The organism is Thalassolituus oleivorans MIL-1 (assembly GCF_000355675.1).
GTDB classification, from domain to species: Bacteria; Pseudomonadota; Gammaproteobacteria; order Pseudomonadales; family Oceanobacteraceae; genus Thalassolituus; species Thalassolituus oleivorans.
This window is the reverse complement of sequence record NC_020888.1, coordinates 1180652-1198720: the sequence shown is the minus strand read 5'-3', so window position 1 is coordinate 1198720 and position 18069 is coordinate 1180652. Positions and strand designations below refer to the sequence as shown.

Here is an 18069-nt window from a genome sequence, read left to right as displayed (position 1 = left end):
TTCAGTTATAAGAACACGTGGTTTTGCACGCTATCTAATTTTTTTTATAAAAGAAACAGTGATTCAACGTATAAAGGTCAATTGGAGACAATATGACACAATATAACCGACACATTGGCCTACTAGGAGTGCCACGAATTTTGCAAACTCTTCAATAGAAAAGCCTCACCTAGCAATAGGAAGATCTCATCCTAAAGCCAATTGCCGACATAATGAAAAGATTGGCTTTATCTTGGCTAGCCTGCTGGTATTATGACCACTGAAATAATAGTCAGTATACTAGACGGTAGTTTGTAGCAGCCAATAAATGACTGTGTCGCGTTCTCTATGAAACGATCATAAAGCTACCAACTGACTGACATTAACAATAACAAAAATGGATTCTCTCATGCGCTTAACCGCTACCCTTGGAGCCCTTGCTGCTCTCATGATCCCATCGCTAGTTTTGGCAGGCGAAGGCTTTGTCGGCGTTACCGCTGGTATTACTGATTCGCAGGACATGGATCAATTCAGCGAAAACTTCCGCATCGTTATTGGTCCGAACATCACTGAAAACCTATCGATGGAACTTGCGTTGCTCGATATGGGTGAAGCTGGTTTCGATGATCCCGTAGCAGATTTCAGCGCAGCAGGAGATGGCGTTGCGCCACGCTTTAATAACATTCAATCAGGAAGTGTTGATCGAGCAGGAGCAACAGATGATATCCAGGCGTCAGCAACCTACACAGGATTGAGTACGGTTCATCCTCGTAGTTTTCTAATCACTATGCGCTACCGTTTTGGCCTTACTGACACCATCGACTTTTTTATCAAAGGTGGAGCAAACGCTTGGGTCGCTAAGTACGATGAAGTAGAAATCGTGGCCTATGAAGACGGCAGCAGCACTCGACGTATCTCAAAATCGAGTGAAACCTCAGCGGTCGATTTAATTACTGGTGGTGGTTTTTTATGGAATGCTTATAAAAGCATGACAATTCGCGCCGAGTTGGAGACTACGGCGCTAGATAGTCAGATTTTTCCAAGAGCTCGCTTCCAGCTTCTGACTCTCGGATTGCAATACGAGTTCTAAAAGCAATACATAATCATTAGAAATACCAAGGCCCAACGCAAGAAAACACCTTATTTCAGCTTGCTTGGGCACTTTCGTGCCACTTATCCCTCTTTTTTTTCAATTGAAAACTTCTGTCAGCAATTGGTGTCATACTTTCTCACAATTGGGTCAAAGCTGTGCTACATTTGGTAACAGGTGACAAAAATGGGCACCTAGGGTTACCATAAAGCCTGATTTATGCCGCCTAATTTGCTGGACTGGTTTTTGCTAACGGAATAGTTAGAAAAATAACAACAAACTCACTGATCAGACATTGCCACTATGAACATGGAAAAAGGTTACGTATCAACTGCACTGATCCGGCCTCTGCTGGAAAATGCCGGAGCACGCTCTTTTGAAGAGATGCCGGATGCCTCGGAAGGAATCCAGCGTGTTTTGAAACAGCTGAAAGATCCGGACAGTCGCATTAGTATTGAAGACGCAGATGAACTCATTGGTCAGTTGATCCAAACAACAGGCAATGAAGCTTTGTGTGTTCAACCGCCGCATAAGTTCAATACGCACAGTAGTTGCCAATTGCAGCATTTATTCCTGTGCAGCAACACATTGCGTGAAGCACTCTACTACATGGAGAAGTTCTCGCCCTTGCTGAGCGACCTCCTTGAAGTAAACGTCACCCGCACCCGCGACAACATCATTAAGATCAAACTCCCTGTTCACGATAATGCTTTTCTTGCGAGTCAGCGTCATCGTACTGAAATCATTATCAGTATTATGCTGAACTGGATGCGTCAGTTGTGTGGAGCAGAGTTAGAAGTTGTCGGCATCAATGTGCCGTTCCCTGCAACACAGTACCAGCAACAGCACAGTCAGCAGTGGCGGACAACAGTGCAATACAATGCCGACGAGTGCAGCATTCAGCTACACAGCAAGTGGCTAGACGAAGGGTTACACAAAACAAACCCTCACATCCTCAGCATGATGAAGCGTGAAGTTGAAGAACAATATCGCAAACTCGCACGTTCGGGGTCTTTGGCAGAAAGAATTCGTAAAGCGCTCATGCAGGACAAAATCCGCTTAAATGCGAATCAGCAAGAAGTTGCTAACTACTTCCATATCAGTGCACGCACTCTCAATCGTCATTTGCATCGCGAAAATACGTCGCTTAAGCAAATCGTTACGCAAGTGCGATTAGAAACAGCTAAGCAGATGCTCATTGCTTCTGAAGACAGTATCGAACAGATCGCTCTGCAAATTGGTTTATCGGGTCGTCGTACTCTAGACCGAATATTTATTAAAGAAGTGAATCAAAGTCCGGCTCAATTTCGCCAGAACAATCGTCACCATGCGATGGCGGTCGGTCACTGACCAATATAGCGGTGCTCGATAGTGATATTTCTCATAATGTCACTATCGAGTGAGCTAATTAAGCCATTCCTAATAGCCGTATACGCTGAATCGCGAGCACGGACAGTGCATCGGTAATTCGACCATCCATCACCATCGCAAAGACCTCATCAAACGGTAGGCGTCGGATTGTTAGCACTTCCGTTTCTTCCATTTCCGTCTCGCCTTGCTCTAAGCCGCGCGCCACAAATACAAACCCTTCTTCATTGGTGATGCAATTACTCATATGTGCATGACCGCACGGCATCAATTCACTCGCAATCAGGCCTGTTTCTTCCTTTAGTTCCCGTAATGCACAAGCTGCTGGATCTTCGTCTAATGGGCAGCCACCCATCGGTATTTCCCAGTGATACTGACTCAAGGGGAAACGGTACTGACCAACTAACCAGGTATCGCCATTCTCGGCCAGAGGAACAACCCCCACGGCTCGATTTTTAAAGGACACAGTGCCATAAATACCTGGATTGCCGGCAGGATTAATCACCTGATATTCGTCAATCTTAATCCATGGGTTTTGATAGTAGGTTTTTGACGATATTATCTGCCAAGGACTGATGTCATCTTGCTTCTGAGTCATGCTCTTTCCTTACCGCTTGCTGGATACCCGCGACGACAATCCAAAGTATCCCCGCTAGAACCCCAAATAAATGCGCCCTAGTCTCAACGCGCCCTCCCAACCACGACGCCATAGCCAAGTCATCATACATAGGCGACTGCTCCCACAACACCTTGCCAATCACAATCGCAACAGTCACCCACACCACGCGACGACTGTAGAACGGCGAATACCAGATGGCGATCAATAAAGCGCCGTGCAAAGCTCCTGAAAGCCCTACGTATATAAGCAAATCGGGAGCAAACCAGTACAAGCTCAAGCCATCGGCTAATAATAGCCAAAACATGGCGATCAACGTCAATAGTGGATAGCGATGATCCGCGATGTAGGCAACTAAAGCCAAACCGCAAAGATTGAGCAGAAGATGATATAGCGAGAGATGAACCAGATGGCCGGAAATAATTCGCCACCACTGCCCAGCACCAATGGCCGCGCGGTCAAATTGCAATCCACCAGCAAAGCTTGCACTAGAGAATTGAATTAAAAGGCAAACAAGGGCTAACCCTATAAAGATGAACACTGATCTCAAAACCGAGATCCTACGCTGAGACTATACGCGGCAGTATAACCTTTGCCGTGGCAAAAAGACGATCAACAACAACCAAACCCAAGCGCCGCCACCAGAAGAACTCGACGAAGAACTACTAGCATCAATTACAGGTAGATTTGGAGCCATCGCATCAGCACCGAGATCACTGACACTAACCAAGACACGAACGCTGACATCAAACGGCGCAACCGTAAATGGACTGGAAGAGTTACTGCGCACATAGGTTAAGCCACTTGCCATACCCTGAGTGTCAGCAAGTATCGGGGCGTGAGAGCCATTAGTAACGCTATCAACTTGTAGGTAGAGAGTTCCTGCACTGACTTTTTTTGCACTTGAGAACAATAACCGGTTCCAACCTGCCTTTACGCTGTAATTCTGACGAACAACTTCACCATCCGGCGACCATACATCGAAATTCCGATATAAGCCCACGGTAACCTCACCAGGCCCATGCGCAAACCAGTCGATACCATCGACAGAGGTAACGCTAGAAGATAAGGCTATCGGCATTGCCATTGAGCCTGAACCGCCATATGAGCCCCACAAACCGTTTGGTGGTAACTCGTCATAACCAATATTATCGCCGTGAATATCAATACTACTGGTCACCGAGACCGATGCACTTGTATTGGTCGACAAACTGGCAAGCGTTACAGCTCCGCGACTGTCGCTATAAAGCTGATAGCCCGAAGCAGATTTCATCACCTGTTTTGAACTTCCCAAAACAAGACTGTCACTTTGCTCAAACGTCGGTAATAACACTAACTGATCAGCGACATCAGTTGTTAATGACGCAAGTGGGCCGAAGCCGAAGTTATCATCAATCTGCGAAATCAATAACCCTTCATCAGGAACACTCACATCAAAGCCAGTTTGATAACGATGCTCAAGCAATAACCGCTTACCATGACGATAGGCATCTAACGGGATTTCAATAATATCTGGCGATATCGCTAGCGCATCGAGTATGCCACCACCGGTAGTCACGACCGTTTCTTCGGCAAAGCCCGCTAATAGTTTATTCCACGCCATCATGTGAGATGGAAAATCGCCCGCGTCACCGCCACCGCTATTCCAACCGCCGTAGCTCATTAACCCCCACCGGCCAATACCATCACCAATGCCAAGATAGTCGTACAGGTCTGGCAGATCGAAGAGTAAATGACCTAACTCGTGAGAAATCAATCCGGTTGTCGCCATATGACGTTCATGCTGCTCGCCAAACATGGCGTATTCACTCAGCCACACCCCACCCGAATTAACTGCCGTAACCGAAGATTTGTGCGCCCATATGCGTGGATGTGAGGATGCAGTACCCGCATAAGCCTGCTCAAAGCCTGATACCAAGAGCACAACCGCGACTTCATTAGGATCGATCCAAGTATCGCCGTTCAAATCGTAGGCCGTTAAATTCACTACGCTTGCGACATAGGACAAGGCGGTTGCGACTAACGCCTGACTGCTCGATCCATATTGATTGCCGAAATCGGGGTGATCCGTGGTGAGCGTCATCGTAATAATGCCGTCATCGCGCGTACCCGATTGCTCTGCGACCGGTTCGATATCAAATTGACCGTAGGAATTTTCTAAAAAGTAATCGCGAACGCTGTTAGTGTTGCTTCCAAATACTCGCTCGGCGAATTCTGCATCACTGTAAGTCCAACTCTGATTAGCGAAGTTTACGCGGACAATCACTAACGGCTGCTTATGTGTGCCACCAGCATAACGATACGGTTGATGTTGAGGAGCTGCCGCACTGATAGTGGCATTGGCTTTGGGAGTGACGGAAATTTGCGGACCGTTGGAAGCCTCAGGAGCGGACGCAAGGCGGCCAAACTCGGTTGGTAGTGCCACAACCTTACCGCTGCGATCTAACTTAGCTAAAAAGAGCGTGCTATTCACTTCGACCAACAAACGGCCATCATCGAGTCGCAAATAGGGGTCATCTCTGCTTCCCATAAGCGACACCGAATACACGTCGCCCGAAGCCAACTCAATAGTGGTTTGCTGCAAAGCTGTGGGCATGCTGGCCCAAGCCGACATACTGCAAAACATTAAGATAACGAGGCGTAATATCGGCATGAGAATAAGAATCTGGTAGACGTCTACCTAAACTCTAGCTAAAAGTCTGCGAAGGGATAAGGCCGAGTAACAAGTCCCTACAATTCTTCTAAATACTGGCACTATTTAGCCGTAACAGTGCCAAATTCCCAACGGGTTAAACGCTTTCTTCTGCTAATCGAACAGGGGTTGGAAGGTGACCTCCCTGCTCTCGAATAAAAGCCATCGCTCGTCCTTCCATCCAGTAAACACGGTCAGGATTGCGCTGAATAAAACCAACGTGTCCGCCACTGGTCGGTTCTTCAAAGTAAAAATTGGCATGGCTGCGAGCAATAGCACGCGGGTAGCATTGCTCAGGAAGAAAGGGATCATTTTGCGCATTAACCATAAGAGCCGGAATACGAATGTCGGCTAAATAGCTAAGACAACTGCTCTTATTCCAGTAATCCACTGCACTACGAAAACCGTGTATGGGCGCGGTATAACGCTCGTCGTATTCTGCAAATGTGCGAATTTTAGCGAAGCCATTGAGATCAACGTGGGTCGGATATTGCGATGCCTTGGCTTTTAGATTTTCACCCAATTCCTTTAAAAACCGCGACATGAAAATTCGATTGGATGGCTTTGCCAATTCATATGCACACGCTTCTAAATCACAAGGAACAGAAAACGCACTCACCGACTCTATCTCGCTTGGTAGCGAATTCGCTGAACGACCCGCATACAAAAGACTGAGATTTCCGCCCATAGAAAATCCCACGAGATGAATACGAGTATAACCTTGAGCCAATGCGTGCTGGACAACAACATCGAGGTCATCCGTTGCGCCACTATGATACAAACGCAACTGAGTATTCACTTCGCCGCTACAGCCGCGATAATTCCAAGCAAGTGCATCCCATCCATGACGATTAGCTTCAAGCACTGTGCCGAGCACATAATGGCCACGCGAACTGCCGGTCAAGCCATGACTAACAATAACAAGTGTCTCGGAACCCATTCGGCTCCAGTCTAAATCGAGAAAGTCTTGATCCGGCGTAGGTATGCGTTCACGAACGAAAAAATCATCACGTAGACGGCGAAATAAATTAGGGAATATGGTTTGAACAAAACCATTAGAGAAGCCAAAAGGCGGGCTATAGCTCGAATCTATCAGGGGCATGGCATATCCAAAAAGTGGCTTTCGTTACATCGCATGTAAAAACAAACAAGATGATAGTAACGTAAGACGCTCAACCCTGCCCGGGGTTCAAGAATGATCGATCAGATCAATAAATCTATTGCGAGGAAAAACGCTGCTGCAAATACTTCAAAATAGTATCTGGATTATATAGCCAGTCATTGCATTCGTTGCCATCTATGCGTAGACAAGGCACACGTGGTTCACCGCCACCATTGAGCAACTCGTTACGGTATGCGTTAACACGCTCGACGTCTTTTTCAACAACCCGTAAACCCAGACGTTCGCAGTAGCGTTTTACTGCAATAGAAGACGGACAGCTACGACAAAAATAGAGATGCATACGGCGGGATTCGCGATCAAGCACACATTGCTCATCGGCAGAGCGCACGATAGGTTTGACCGGTAAAAAGCGGTCAACAAGATCCAGTGTTTTGCCTTTTAGTTGTCTCGTAAGATTCATACTTAAGCATGCCGTTGGCTTTGGATGATCGGCATTGTATTCGCCTAATTACAAATATCCAGTAGCAAATTGAACTATTTGTAATATTTTGCGCCAGAGGCGCGTTTTGACAGTTTTTCTGGAAAAATAAAGAAGTGAACAGGTCATGCACCTAGGTTCAGGAACATTACCGACATCATGACGACCAGAATAGTCGCCACCATTAACCAACGGCTGCGTTGGCAAAACGTACAAGGTGCCTTTTGTTTTGGCTTTGTTACTGAATCAACCATGGCAAAGGCACCTATTTAAGTATTACTGAATAATGTGATTACGCCCGAACGAAGGCAAATCTGACCAACCTTCCCAGTGCATCCAAACCGCCACTGCCTTGCCCACAATATTCTTCTCAGGAACAAATCCCCACATGCGGCTATCACCGCTATTGCCGCGGTTATCGCCCATCATAAAGTAATGCCCTTCAGGTACGTCCCACTCGCCTTCAGGACCCGCCCAAACAATAGGCTGTTGAGTGCGCGTATCTCGGGCAAGAATCCACTGTACTGTGGCCGTCGATGAAGGGTGTACCTCTTCCCCTAAATACTTAGTCGGTCGATAAGACGGCTCACCACCCAGCTCAGTGGTCGGTACGCTTTCGCCATTAATCGTTAAGCGACGATTTTTATACTCAATATGATCCCCAGGCTTGCCAATCACCCGCTTGATAAAATAGCGTGGATCATTAGGTGGAAAAAACACCATCACATCACCGCGCTCAGGTTCACCAATAGGCACTAAGGTATTACCAAATACTGGCATCCGCAGCCCATAATGAAACTTACTCACTAGAATAAAGTCTCCAGTAATTAGCCCAGGCTCCATCGAGCCAGACGGTATCTGGAAAGGTTCAGCAACAAAGGAACGTAGAACGAAGACGATGACTAACACTGGGAAGAAGGACTTTGACTGTTCAACAACGAAGGATTCTTCCTTTGCGCTGTCAATATCATCGACATTAGCCCCCTCTTGCTGCAACCGCTCTGCCTTTGCTTCACGCTGCTTCCGCAACCAAAGCCAATCAACTAAAGCAACAGCACCGGTAGTCGCAGTTGCTATCATCAAAATCAGGGGAAAATCGATATCCATAAATCGTCACTTATTCCAGACATTCTATAATGAACTGCATTCTAACCGCCGACAGACTGCAACGCGAGCGTAGCACTGTATATGAGAGTCAAGAAATGAGCCGAATACTAACCGATGATGGCATTGAACTGGCCTACGAAAGCATTGGCAGCGACGATGATCCCTGCATTATTTTGATTATGGGGCTAGGAGCTCAAATGCGCGTTTGGCCTGATTCTCTTTGTCATGCCCTAGTCAAAAAAGGTTTTCGTGTTATCCGCTTTGATAATCGTGACACCGGAGATTCAACGGCACTAGATCACCATGGCACACCAAGCTTAGTAAAAACGTGGCTAACGACCCAGTTCAAGCGTAAAGCACAAGTACCGTATACCTTAAAAGACATGAGCCGCGATGTAATCGCTTTGATGGATACCTTAGAAATTGATAGCGCTCATCTCGTCGGAGCTTCGATGGGGGGAATGATTGCTCAGATTCTTGCGGCAAAGCAAAAGAAGCGCGTGCGCAGTCTGACTTCGATTATGTCGTCGGCCACCAGCCCTAGCTTACCAGGGCCAAAATTACAGGTATTGCTGCAACTAGCAAGACGCCCAACTCCCTTCAATAGAGAAGCATCTATCCGCTATACCATGCGCATGAACCGCTTAATCGGCAGCCCAGCCTACCCGATGGACGAACTAGAATTACGGCAACTGGCAGAAACTAGCTTTGAGCGCACCTCTACACCCAGCGGATTTAAGCGCCAGTTAGTCGCCATTACTGCCGCCGGTGATCGCAGTCATTTATTGCGTAAAATTAAAGTGCCAACGCTGGTAATTCATGGTTCCGATGATCCACTCATCCCTGTGCGTATGGGGTTAGCGACGGCAGCGGGCATTCGTAAATCGAAAATGCGAGTTATTCACGGCATGGGACATGATTTGCCCAGCGGTTTAGTACCGCAGTTGAGTAAATTGCTCAGCAAGCATGTTAAAAAAGCAGAGAAACGTTGGCAACGTAAGATCGAGAAGAAACGCTTGAAGTTACTAGAACACGATGACCATCATGTTCTGGCATTACCGGCTCCTAATGACAGCTCAGAAACAAAAAACTTATTGAATGTCGTCAATATCCGAGCGTAATCACAACTCTAAAACAAGGCTTTGAATTCACTAAGCCTTGTAGATTGCTCTAGGATTTACTTCCTGATTCGCTTTGTTTGACGAGATCCAAACGAGTTACTAACAGCTGATCTACTCGCAAATTATCAATATCGACTGCTTCAAATTTAATTCCCATAAAGACAATAAAATCAGCGCGTTTTGGAATACGTTTAAGATGATAAATCAAAAAACCAGCAACGGTTTCGTATTGGTTATTATCGAAAAAAACATCAGTATCAAGTTCTAGCGCACGGGCAAGATCAACAACTGGTGTACTGCCATCCACTAACCAAGAATTTGAATCTCGCTGAATGATTTGATCCTCGCCGGATGGCACAACTAAATTACCCATAAAACTGTTCATCAAATCTTTTACCGTTAGGATACCAACCACTAACGCATATTCATTAAGCACGACAGCAAACGGTTTCGCCGTTGTTTTAAACGCGTTTAATCCTTCTGCAAGCGTTAGCGTATCAGGCAAGAACAGCAAATCACGCTCAATAAAATCGTTGCTGATCGAGGCTGCCTCACCTTTTAATACCTGACGCAGAATTTCCTTCGACTCAATGGCACCGACAACTCTATCCAACGAGCCATCGCATACTAAAAACCAATTGTGTGGATGCTCTACAATTTTAGCGCTGATTTCTGCGCTACTATCGCTAATGTCAAAATAAACTAGATGCTCGCGGGTGGTCATCGCCGTTGGCACAGTGCGGCCTTCAAGCTCAAACACGTTGCCTAAAAGATGGTATTCCTGTTCTTGCAAACTACCGTGCTCAGCGCCCGCATCCATCATCGCCACGATGTCATCAGTGGTAACGGTATCCTCACGTTGCAACGGCAGTTTAAGTAATTTCAGAACAATATTGGTCAAGCCATTAAAAAATGCCACTAAGGGTTTTAATAGCAACATCATAAAACGCATAGGACGAATAACACGGATAGCCACCGTCTCAGGAATCGTCATACCAACACGCTTAGGCAGCAAATCAGCAAACAGAATAAAAAGTGACGTTACCGCCGTAAACGACAGAATGAATCCTAATTGGTCGAGTAAAGGGCCACTGTAGAAGATACCAACAAACTGCACCATATAAGGGGTAAGTGTCGCCTCACCGACGATGCCACCCAGAATCGCGATCGCGTTCAAGGCGATTTGAATCATGGCGAAAAAAGCACCCGGCTGCTCTTGTAACGCCAGCACCTCTCCGGCACGTACATTGCCCTCTTCGACCATTACACGCAGCTTGATTTTACGCGCTGCCGCCAGCGATATCTCTGAGATAGCAAAGACACCACTCAGTAGAATTAGAACAAAAATAATAAATGCGTCACTCACGAACCTAGCTCCAAAAATTGTCGACTCTCGGGAAACTAACCCATCGAAATTTATCCGCGGAGTATCTGCCTAAGCTCAAGATTCAGCAAGACAGCGCACGTTAAATAATATGACTAACACTTAGTTGCGATTAGGTGGCTGATATCCTGAAAACTGGCGGGCAATCTCTGCCGCGTAGTTGTCGGTCATACCAGCAATAAAATCCAATGCGCGCATGTAAGCTTGGTATAGAGTCCAGTCCGACTTTGGCGCCGAACGTCCCATTAACTCTAGTACACGTTTATTGCGAAAGGTAGCTTGCCCATCCAGCACGCATTCACGTACCGCGCGTAAAAACGCATCCAACAGAATCGATAAGGTGGCATAAGAACCAACCTCAACCGCAAGCTTGCGACTGTCATTAAAAATACGTTCACGTGCAAGTTTTTTAGCACCATGCACCACTTGCTGCACATTGGCTGGGCAATAATCAATAATATCGCCCTTCAGCTCTCCGGCCAGTAAATTGTCGTGCTGATGCACAAACGCCGAACTCACGGCACTGACCATGGCCTCCATTGCTTGCCCGCGTAACATTTGCAAGCGACGGCGAGTGTTGTCAGCTTTATCTAATTCTTGCAAGGCTTCATGCCACTGTTCCGCTAACAAAGGCTGCAGTAAATCTTCGACCTCTTGATAATTTAACAGGCCCATTTCTATTCCATCTTCAAGGTCAATCAAGCCGTAACAAATATCATCAGCGGCTTCGAGCAAATACACGAGAGGATGGCGGCACCACGCATTTTCACCGGTTTGGATAAGACCAAGGGCGTTTGCTACTTCGCGCATTAGTGGTAATTCGGTTTGATAACAACCAAATTTCTTCCGCTCACCACGAACAACATAATCCACTGTCCACGGGTACTTTAAGAATGCCCCCAAGGTTCCGTAAGTTAGGCGCATGCCGCCGTCAAAACGATGCGACTCCACCTGGGTTACGATGCGTAGACCTTGAGCATTGCCCTCGAAGGTCTGCAAATCCGCTTGCTCTAATTCACTCAGTCCTTCAAGAAAATGGGCATTGTCTCGATCAAGAAACCAATGGCGGATAGCGTCCTCGCCAGTGTGGCCGTAGGGTGGATTGCCAATATCGTGAGCCAAGCAAGCTGCCTGCACTAATGCGCCAATGTCGCTGGCATCAACAAAATCAGGTAAAACTTTCCCCAACGCTTGCCCAACTCGCGTCCCCAGAGAGCGACCAACGCAAGCGACTTCTAAACTGTGGGTTAGACGGCTGTGTACGTGATCATTTTCAGAAAGCGGATGTACTTGGGTCTTTCGATCAAGGCGACGAAAAGCAGACGAAAAAATAATACGATCATAATCTTTGTGAAACGGCGTACGACCAAGATCCATGGCCAACGTACCTTGCTGTTCACCGAAGCGCGCTGATGAGAGTAACTTGTCCCAACGCATCGTTTTCGTCGTCATAAAACCACCTTATTTATAGATGCTCAGAGTATAGCGGTGTAGATCCTGCGCGCCTACCACGGTGATGTCATCAAATTACGGCACCCAACGAGCCAACAGCCTCGCCGAATCGGACCTTGCGAATACTAAGAAGTCGCATAGCATAGTCCGACGTTTTGATGTGAGTTACACGCAATGAGAGAGCGTTTTTTAAATTGGGTTATTGCCCATCCTTGGCTAGTCATCGTTGCCATTGCCATCGTGATATTGAGCAGTCTGGCTGGCATTCCACGTTTAGGATTCACCAGTGACTTTCGTATGTACTTCGGTCCTGAAAATCCGCAGTTAAAAGCCTTTGAAGAAATGGAGCAGCGCTTCTCACGCCAAGACAACGTATTCTTTTTAGTCTCGACTCCAAGCAGCCAAGCGGATCAGACGTTGTTTCAGCAAGACGCATTAGCGCTGATCGAAGCATTAACCACAGCGGGCTGGAAACTCCCCTACTCCCAGCGTGTTGACTCACTGCAAAATTTTCAATACACCCAAGTCGATGGCGACGACCTCTTAATTGCAGAATTTTATACCCTAGATGAATTACCGCTGGATCTTTCAGTACTCGCTCAACGCGCGATGAATGACCCCGATATTGTACCGAAAATATTATCCAAAGATGGACGGACAACCGGTATAAACGTGCAACTATTTTTACCCGAAAATAACAGTGCCGCGGCATCGTTAGAAACCGTTAAAGCAGCTCGCGCATTAGCCAATTCGTTGCGACAGCAATATCCAGATTTTTCTATTGAAGTGGCAGGGTCAGTTACCTCCAACGTGACAATGGGCGAAGCAATTAAACAAGATATTGAATCACTACTAGTTATTTCCTACGTCATCATGCTCGCCATCATGTTGTTATTACTGCGCACAGTGACCGGCATGCTACTCGTGACGGCGGTTATCGGCATGTCGGTAATCGTAACTATGGGGATATTTGGTTGGTTAAGCTATACGCTCACCCCGCCGACGGGCTTTGTGCCAACCGCGATTATGACGATCGCAGTGGCTGATACGATTCATATTTTAGTGTCGTATTACTATTACTTACGTCAGGGGAACGACAAAAAATCTGCGTTAATGACCAGTTTAAGTATTAATTTTTCACCGGTATTTATTACCAGTATTACGACCATGATTGGTGTTTTATGTTTAAACACTAGCGACTCTCCGCCGTATCGGGACATGGGTAATATGATTGCCGTAGGTGTCTTAGTAGCCTGGCTCCTGACCATTACCTTTTTACCCGCCGTGTTAGCTTTATTACCGACACCAAAAGGTCGCTCAAGTCAGCAACAATCAGCACTAATGGATCGCCTAGCCGATACCATTATTCGCCACCATAAAGCACTATTCATCACTATGGTTGCTCTCGTAGCAGCGAGCGCGACATTTGCTGGTCGCAATACCATTACCGAGCGCTGGCATGAATTTTTCGATACCAGTTTTGAAGTACGCCGCACCATTGATCACATAGAAAAATCATTAGGCGGTTTGCATGTTTTGTATTTCGTTACCGATAGCGAACGTGACAACGGTATTAATGATGTTGAATTTCTGCAGCAGTTGGATGATTTGGTACAGTGGTTACATCAACAAACGGGCGTCGTGCAAGTCACCAGCATTAGCGATACGCTTAAGCGGTTAAATCAAAATTTACATGGTGATGATCCTGCCTGGTATCGCACCCCAGAGAGCAACGAAGCAGCAGCGCAATATTTACTATTGTATGAACTATCGTTACCACTCGGGTTAGGATTAGATAACACATTAACAAGTGATCGTTCGGCCACTCGTATTCAAGTTAGTTTAGAGCGATCTGATTCACGCCATATTTTGGCAATGGAAAAAGACATTGTCGCTTGGTCAGAAGCACATGCACCTCTACTTCATATTCGCGAAGCAACGGGGTTAGATATTGTCTTTGCCAATCTTACCTTTCGCAACGTAACCGCTATGTTAGAGGGCACAGGGTTCGCACTTATTATCATATCTTTGTTGATGATTGCGGCATTGCGCTCTTGGCGATTGGGCTTAATTAGCATGGTGCCAAACATATTTCCGGCGATATTAGCGTATGGCTTATGGGGATTGTTATACGGCAAAGTCGATACAGCCACATCTGTCGTTGCCTGCGTGAGTTTGGGGATCGTGGTCGATGATACTGTGCACTTTTTAAGTAAATACAATTACGCACGATTGCAGTTAAAGCACTCTCCTGCCGATGCCATTCGCTATGCGTTTCATACCGTTGGTGTTGCGCTATTGATTACGTCAGCGATTTTGATCGGTGGCTTTATGGTCATGGAATTTTCACACTTTAATCCAAGCCGAGCCATGGGCACTTTACTCGCAATTACCATTGCAGTTGCGTTACTGATCGATTTTTTACTACTACCGCCATTGCTGTTGCTCACCGATAAACGGCAAATAGTAAAGACCCACAAACCGGAGTCACCGTTAGTGGTTTAATAAACCACTTTCGGCGATACCATCAAACATAAACTGCACAGCCAAAGCACACAGCAATACGCCCATCACGCGCGTAATGACCTGAACACCGGTTAGACCCAATATTCGGTGTAATTGCGTTGCCGCTAATAAGCATCCAAGCGTAATTAACATAATCACGAGTATGCAGCTCACCACAACGATTTGCTCTGACACATCCCCCTTGGCATGAGCCATCATCAAGATAATCGCGCCCATGCTGCCGGGGCCGGCAATTAACGGCAGTGCCATTGGAAATACCGATACATCTCGCCGCTCTAATGCTTCTGCATCTTCAGTTTCGGTCGTGCTATTTGCTCCTGAACTACGAGCAAACACCATATCAATGCCGATTAAGAGCAAAATAATACCGCCACCCGTACGCAAGGCTGCCATTGAAATTCCCAAAGCGGTCAACAAACTATCGCCAACTAAAGCAAAGGTCAGCAAAACAACGGTGGCAATCGCAACCGCCCGACGAGCAATACGGCGACGCTCTTTCGCTGTTTCTTCTGCCGTTAAGGCGGCAAAAATAGCTGAAATATCGATTGGGCTTACCGTCGCAAAGAGTGTCGCTAAGGTAACCGCTGCAATCTCCCCCATGAAATCGTCCCTTCTAGTTAATTTATGGTTATCGCAAAAAATGGCGCAAGAAGTCTTGAATTGATTAGGGTCATTTAGGCCATGACTTCTGTAGTCAGGCGATTGACCCCTGTTGCCAAGCATAACGAAGTAAATGTCTATGAAGTGTAGTCTGCCAGCCTAATCGAACACTGGCCAATGAAAACCCATAATTAAAATAATGATAACGGACGATAACTCATGAAGCATTCAACCAGTATTCTGGCACTGCCACTGCTACTCAGTGGTTGTGTTTTAGACTTGCCCGGGGAGTTTCCCGAGCAAGATGAGATATGTGAATTTGATCAAGCACGCGAAGATGAACGCGCTGCCTCCGCCGCGAACTTCCCAACCCCGCAAATTCAACGCTTGCTCGTCAACGGTAACGAGCGCTGGAGCAATGGCCAATCAGTAGCCCCACAATTGGTACCGGGCGACGAGATCACACTGATTGGTAGCGGCTTTGGTGCGGGCACAGACATTGATTTCTCCAAAATCATGATTGGTAATACACGTATTCTCGAAACCGACCTTGTTATGTACAAACAAGAGTTGGCCCTGAGCGCTCAGGTCAATTTTGAAACCACCGAAGTCGTCGATGAGTGGCCAAAAAACGTCTTAGGCTGGACCGATACCGAAATTCGCTTTCGCGTACCCGAGCACACATTAAGCGGCGATTTAATTGTACAAATTCAAAAACGCACCGGGTTTAATCAATCGTTAACTCATGCCGGCGACGCACACTTAGTGATTGATGCGCAAACGTCGCGCATTATCGATGACAACTTCATACACAATTGCGATGTGGTATCTGATGTTAGTGCGGTGAAATCCACCTCTCCGATCAGCGTTACGGTCGACAACGCTGGCTTTGATGCACTGGCACAAGCTGGAAGTGAAGCCTTCTGGTCTTGGGATTACAACGTCGGTCTTGCGCACAATGTTCGCAATCTAGACTGGACTGCCATTATGCAAGGCAAAGCCACCGACCCTATTTCTGGCGGTTTAGCCGACCCTAAATTACTGTTTGGTGCCGTGCCAGAAGTTCGTGGTGAAGTCCCAGATGAAGCCATTGATGACGTGTACTTTACTGAATACCCAATGCCGACGCCGATTCCCGGCTTCCTCGCCGGAAGTGAAGGCAAAAAAGAAGGGAACACCAGTAGTTCTGGCTATGTTGGTTATCGTTATGCTGAAGCCACGAACCCCTACACAGGTAATGGTGAATGGATTGGATTTAACTGTGCTTCCTGTCATGGCTACCGCGTCAGCTATGAAAAGGCACCGGGCAACCATGTTAATAAGGTCATTCCTGGGTTACCTAATCCGCAGTGGTCGATGAAGTGGTCGGTATTACAAACCAGCACTAAGACCTTTGATGCGATTTACGACAAAGAAGAAGGCCCAAGCTGGGCGCCGGGCAATGAGGATGTCGCCAAAGACATGCTTCTTTATTACATGCCCTCAGGAGCCGGTGAGCACAACATCATCCGTAAGGTAGGCGAAGGAAGCCATACCGATAACGACTACCAGTTCTCGCCGATTGCCATTCCGAACGTGACTCATTATATGTCGATCCGTCGCTCGCTCTCGCATACCGAATCCTACGTCGGTTTTGAAGGCTCATATATTCACGCCGAAGAGCCTGATGGCGCCCAAGGCAATATGAGTAAAGATTGGTTAGAAGCGTTAACTGCTTATATGACCACGCTAGATGAAAACGATGACGACCTACGCAATGTGGGCATGTATCGTTGGCTCGCCTATAACAATTTACTCGGCGAACAAGCCAGCACCGAAGTTTCAGAGGGCACATTCGTCAGTGCCGGCTGGCAGTCGTATCCAAAGGTGGCCGAAGCTGTCGCTCGTGGACAAGAGACCTACACACGCGATTGTGGCAGCTGCCATACCGACGCGTTAGAAAGCCACACAACCGAGCAAATGATACCGCTCGATCAAGTGGGTCGTTTCTTTGCACCGACTATCTATCAGAAAGAAACTCAGTCGATCCGTGTTGCCTACCTACGTGATCTCTACTGGACCGAACATCGTGGCTTATTATCAGACGGTCATGTTCGCAACCTAGAAGACTTGGTAAACCCTGAACGTTGCACCACAGGTTCGACACTCTACAACCAGTACTACACCTTGCATGAACCCGTGCGCCCTGAACTAGGTGGTCCAGATCATCAAGTAACGTATCCAGATCTCAACCGTAAAGGCGATGTATTTCGGGTGCCTAAGTCGAAGGAAAGCTGGCTCAAGCCAATTGGTAAGCAGCGTAACCGCTTCATCAAACGCCACAAATACTTCGTAGAAGTACCCTGGGACAAAGACAACTACTACTGGGATTATCAAGGCATGCGCGCGGCATACGGCCCAGGTGAACTGGGTAGTGACGATGCTATCGGTATGCCGGATGCTCCCCATCCTTGGTGTGCAAGTAGTACCAATGAAGTACAAGACCTCGTGCAATATCTGTTAACTCTATAAGTAGTTTATAAGTTAACCCCGC

General features: G+C 46.9%; 14 protein-coding genes. 5 read left to right on the top strand and 9 right to left on the bottom strand.

Annotation, left to right across the window (positions count from 1 at the left end; genetic code table 11):
• Positions 1-388: 388 nt before the first annotated feature.
• Positions 389-1069: a hypothetical protein gene (locus TOL_RS05415; RefSeq protein ID WP_015486291.1), complete on the top strand. Its 681-nt coding sequence runs from the start codon at positions 389-391 to the stop codon at positions 1067-1069.
• 303 nt (positions 1070-1372) lie between these two features.
• Positions 1373-2419: an AraC family transcriptional regulator gene (locus TOL_RS05410; RefSeq protein ID WP_015486290.1), complete on the top strand. Its 1047-nt coding sequence runs from the start codon at positions 1373-1375 to the stop codon at positions 2417-2419.
• A 58-nt stretch (positions 2420-2477) separates the two neighbouring features.
• Here the strand turns inward: TOL_RS05410 and TOL_RS05405 are convergent, their stop codons facing one another.
• The 6 genes from TOL_RS05405 to lepB all read right to left on the bottom strand — a co-directional run bounded on the left by TOL_RS05405 (position 2478) and on the right by lepB (position 8453).
• Entirely contained in the window at positions 2478-3035 is a 558-nt protein-coding gene (locus TOL_RS05405; protein ID WP_015486289.1) for an NUDIX domain-containing protein, read from the bottom strand.
• Positions 3016-3594 (bottom strand): rhombosortase, encoded by a 579-nt coding sequence (gene rrtA, locus TOL_RS05400; RefSeq protein ID WP_025265951.1) that lies wholly within the window; start codon positions 3592-3594, stop codon positions 3016-3018. The genes TOL_RS05405 and rrtA overlap by 20 nt, the downstream gene beginning before the upstream one ends.
• 30 nt (positions 3595-3624) lie before the next feature.
• Positions 3625-5706 carry a M6 family metalloprotease domain-containing protein gene (locus TOL_RS05395; protein ID WP_015486287.1) on the bottom strand — a complete coding sequence of 694 codons (2082 nt, stop codon included), beginning with the start codon at positions 5704-5706 and terminating at the stop codon, positions 3625-3627.
• Between the two features lie 136 nt (positions 5707-5842).
• Positions 5843-6847 carry a YheT family hydrolase gene (locus TOL_RS05390; protein WP_015486286.1) on the bottom strand — a complete coding sequence of 335 codons (1005 nt, stop codon included), beginning with the start codon at positions 6845-6847 and terminating at the stop codon, positions 5843-5845.
• 115 nt (positions 6848-6962) lie between these two features.
• On the bottom strand, positions 6963-7328 hold the full coding sequence (locus tag TOL_RS05385; protein ID WP_015486285.1) for a glutaredoxin family protein: 366 nt from the start codon (positions 7326-7328) through the stop codon (positions 6963-6965).
• Positions 7329-7622: 294 nt separating this feature from the next.
• Positions 7623-8453, bottom strand: coding sequence for a signal peptidase I (lepB, locus tag TOL_RS05380; protein WP_015486284.1), 831 nt, complete (start codon positions 8451-8453; stop codon positions 7623-7625).
• 95 nt (positions 8454-8548) lie between these two features.
• Between lepB and TOL_RS05375 the strand changes: the two genes are divergently transcribed.
• Positions 8549-9574 carry an alpha/beta fold hydrolase gene (locus tag TOL_RS05375; protein ID WP_025265955.1) on the top strand — a complete coding sequence of 342 codons (1026 nt, stop codon included), beginning with the start codon at positions 8549-8551 and terminating at the stop codon, positions 9572-9574.
• Between the two features lie 49 nt (positions 9575-9623).
• On the opposite strand, the gene paeA is transcribed toward TOL_RS05375, so the two are convergent.
• Together paeA and TOL_RS05365 are read right to left on the bottom strand one after the other, a co-directional pair.
• Positions 9624-10940 carry a polyamine export protein PaeA gene (paeA, locus tag TOL_RS05370; protein WP_015486282.1) on the bottom strand — a complete coding sequence of 439 codons (1317 nt, stop codon included), beginning with the start codon at positions 10938-10940 and terminating at the stop codon, positions 9624-9626.
• A gap of 120 nt (positions 10941-11060) precedes the next feature.
• Positions 11061-12410, bottom strand: a complete 1350-nt coding sequence (locus TOL_RS05365) for a deoxyguanosinetriphosphate triphosphohydrolase (RefSeq protein WP_015486281.1) — start codon at positions 12408-12410, stop codon at positions 11061-11063.
• A 174-nt stretch (positions 12411-12584) separates the two neighbouring features.
• On the opposite strand from TOL_RS05365, the gene TOL_RS05360 reads away from it, so the two are divergent.
• Positions 12585-14915, top strand: a complete 2331-nt coding sequence (locus TOL_RS05360) for an efflux RND transporter permease subunit (protein ID WP_015486280.1) — start codon at positions 12585-12587, stop codon at positions 14913-14915.
• Here TOL_RS05360 and TOL_RS05355 read toward each other — a convergent pair.
• On the bottom strand, positions 14904-15536 hold the full coding sequence (locus TOL_RS05355; RefSeq protein ID WP_015486279.1) for a MarC family protein: 633 nt from the start codon (positions 15534-15536) through the stop codon (positions 14904-14906). The two genes, TOL_RS05360 and TOL_RS05355, sit on opposite strands and share 12 nt — an antisense overlap.
• A 219-nt stretch (positions 15537-15755) precedes the next feature.
• On the opposite strand from TOL_RS05355, the gene TOL_RS05350 reads away from it, so the two are divergent.
• Positions 15756-18047, top strand: coding sequence for a hypothetical protein (locus TOL_RS05350; RefSeq protein ID WP_015486278.1), 2292 nt, complete (start codon positions 15756-15758; stop codon positions 18045-18047).
• The last annotated feature ends 22 nt before the right edge of the window (positions 18048-18069 follow it).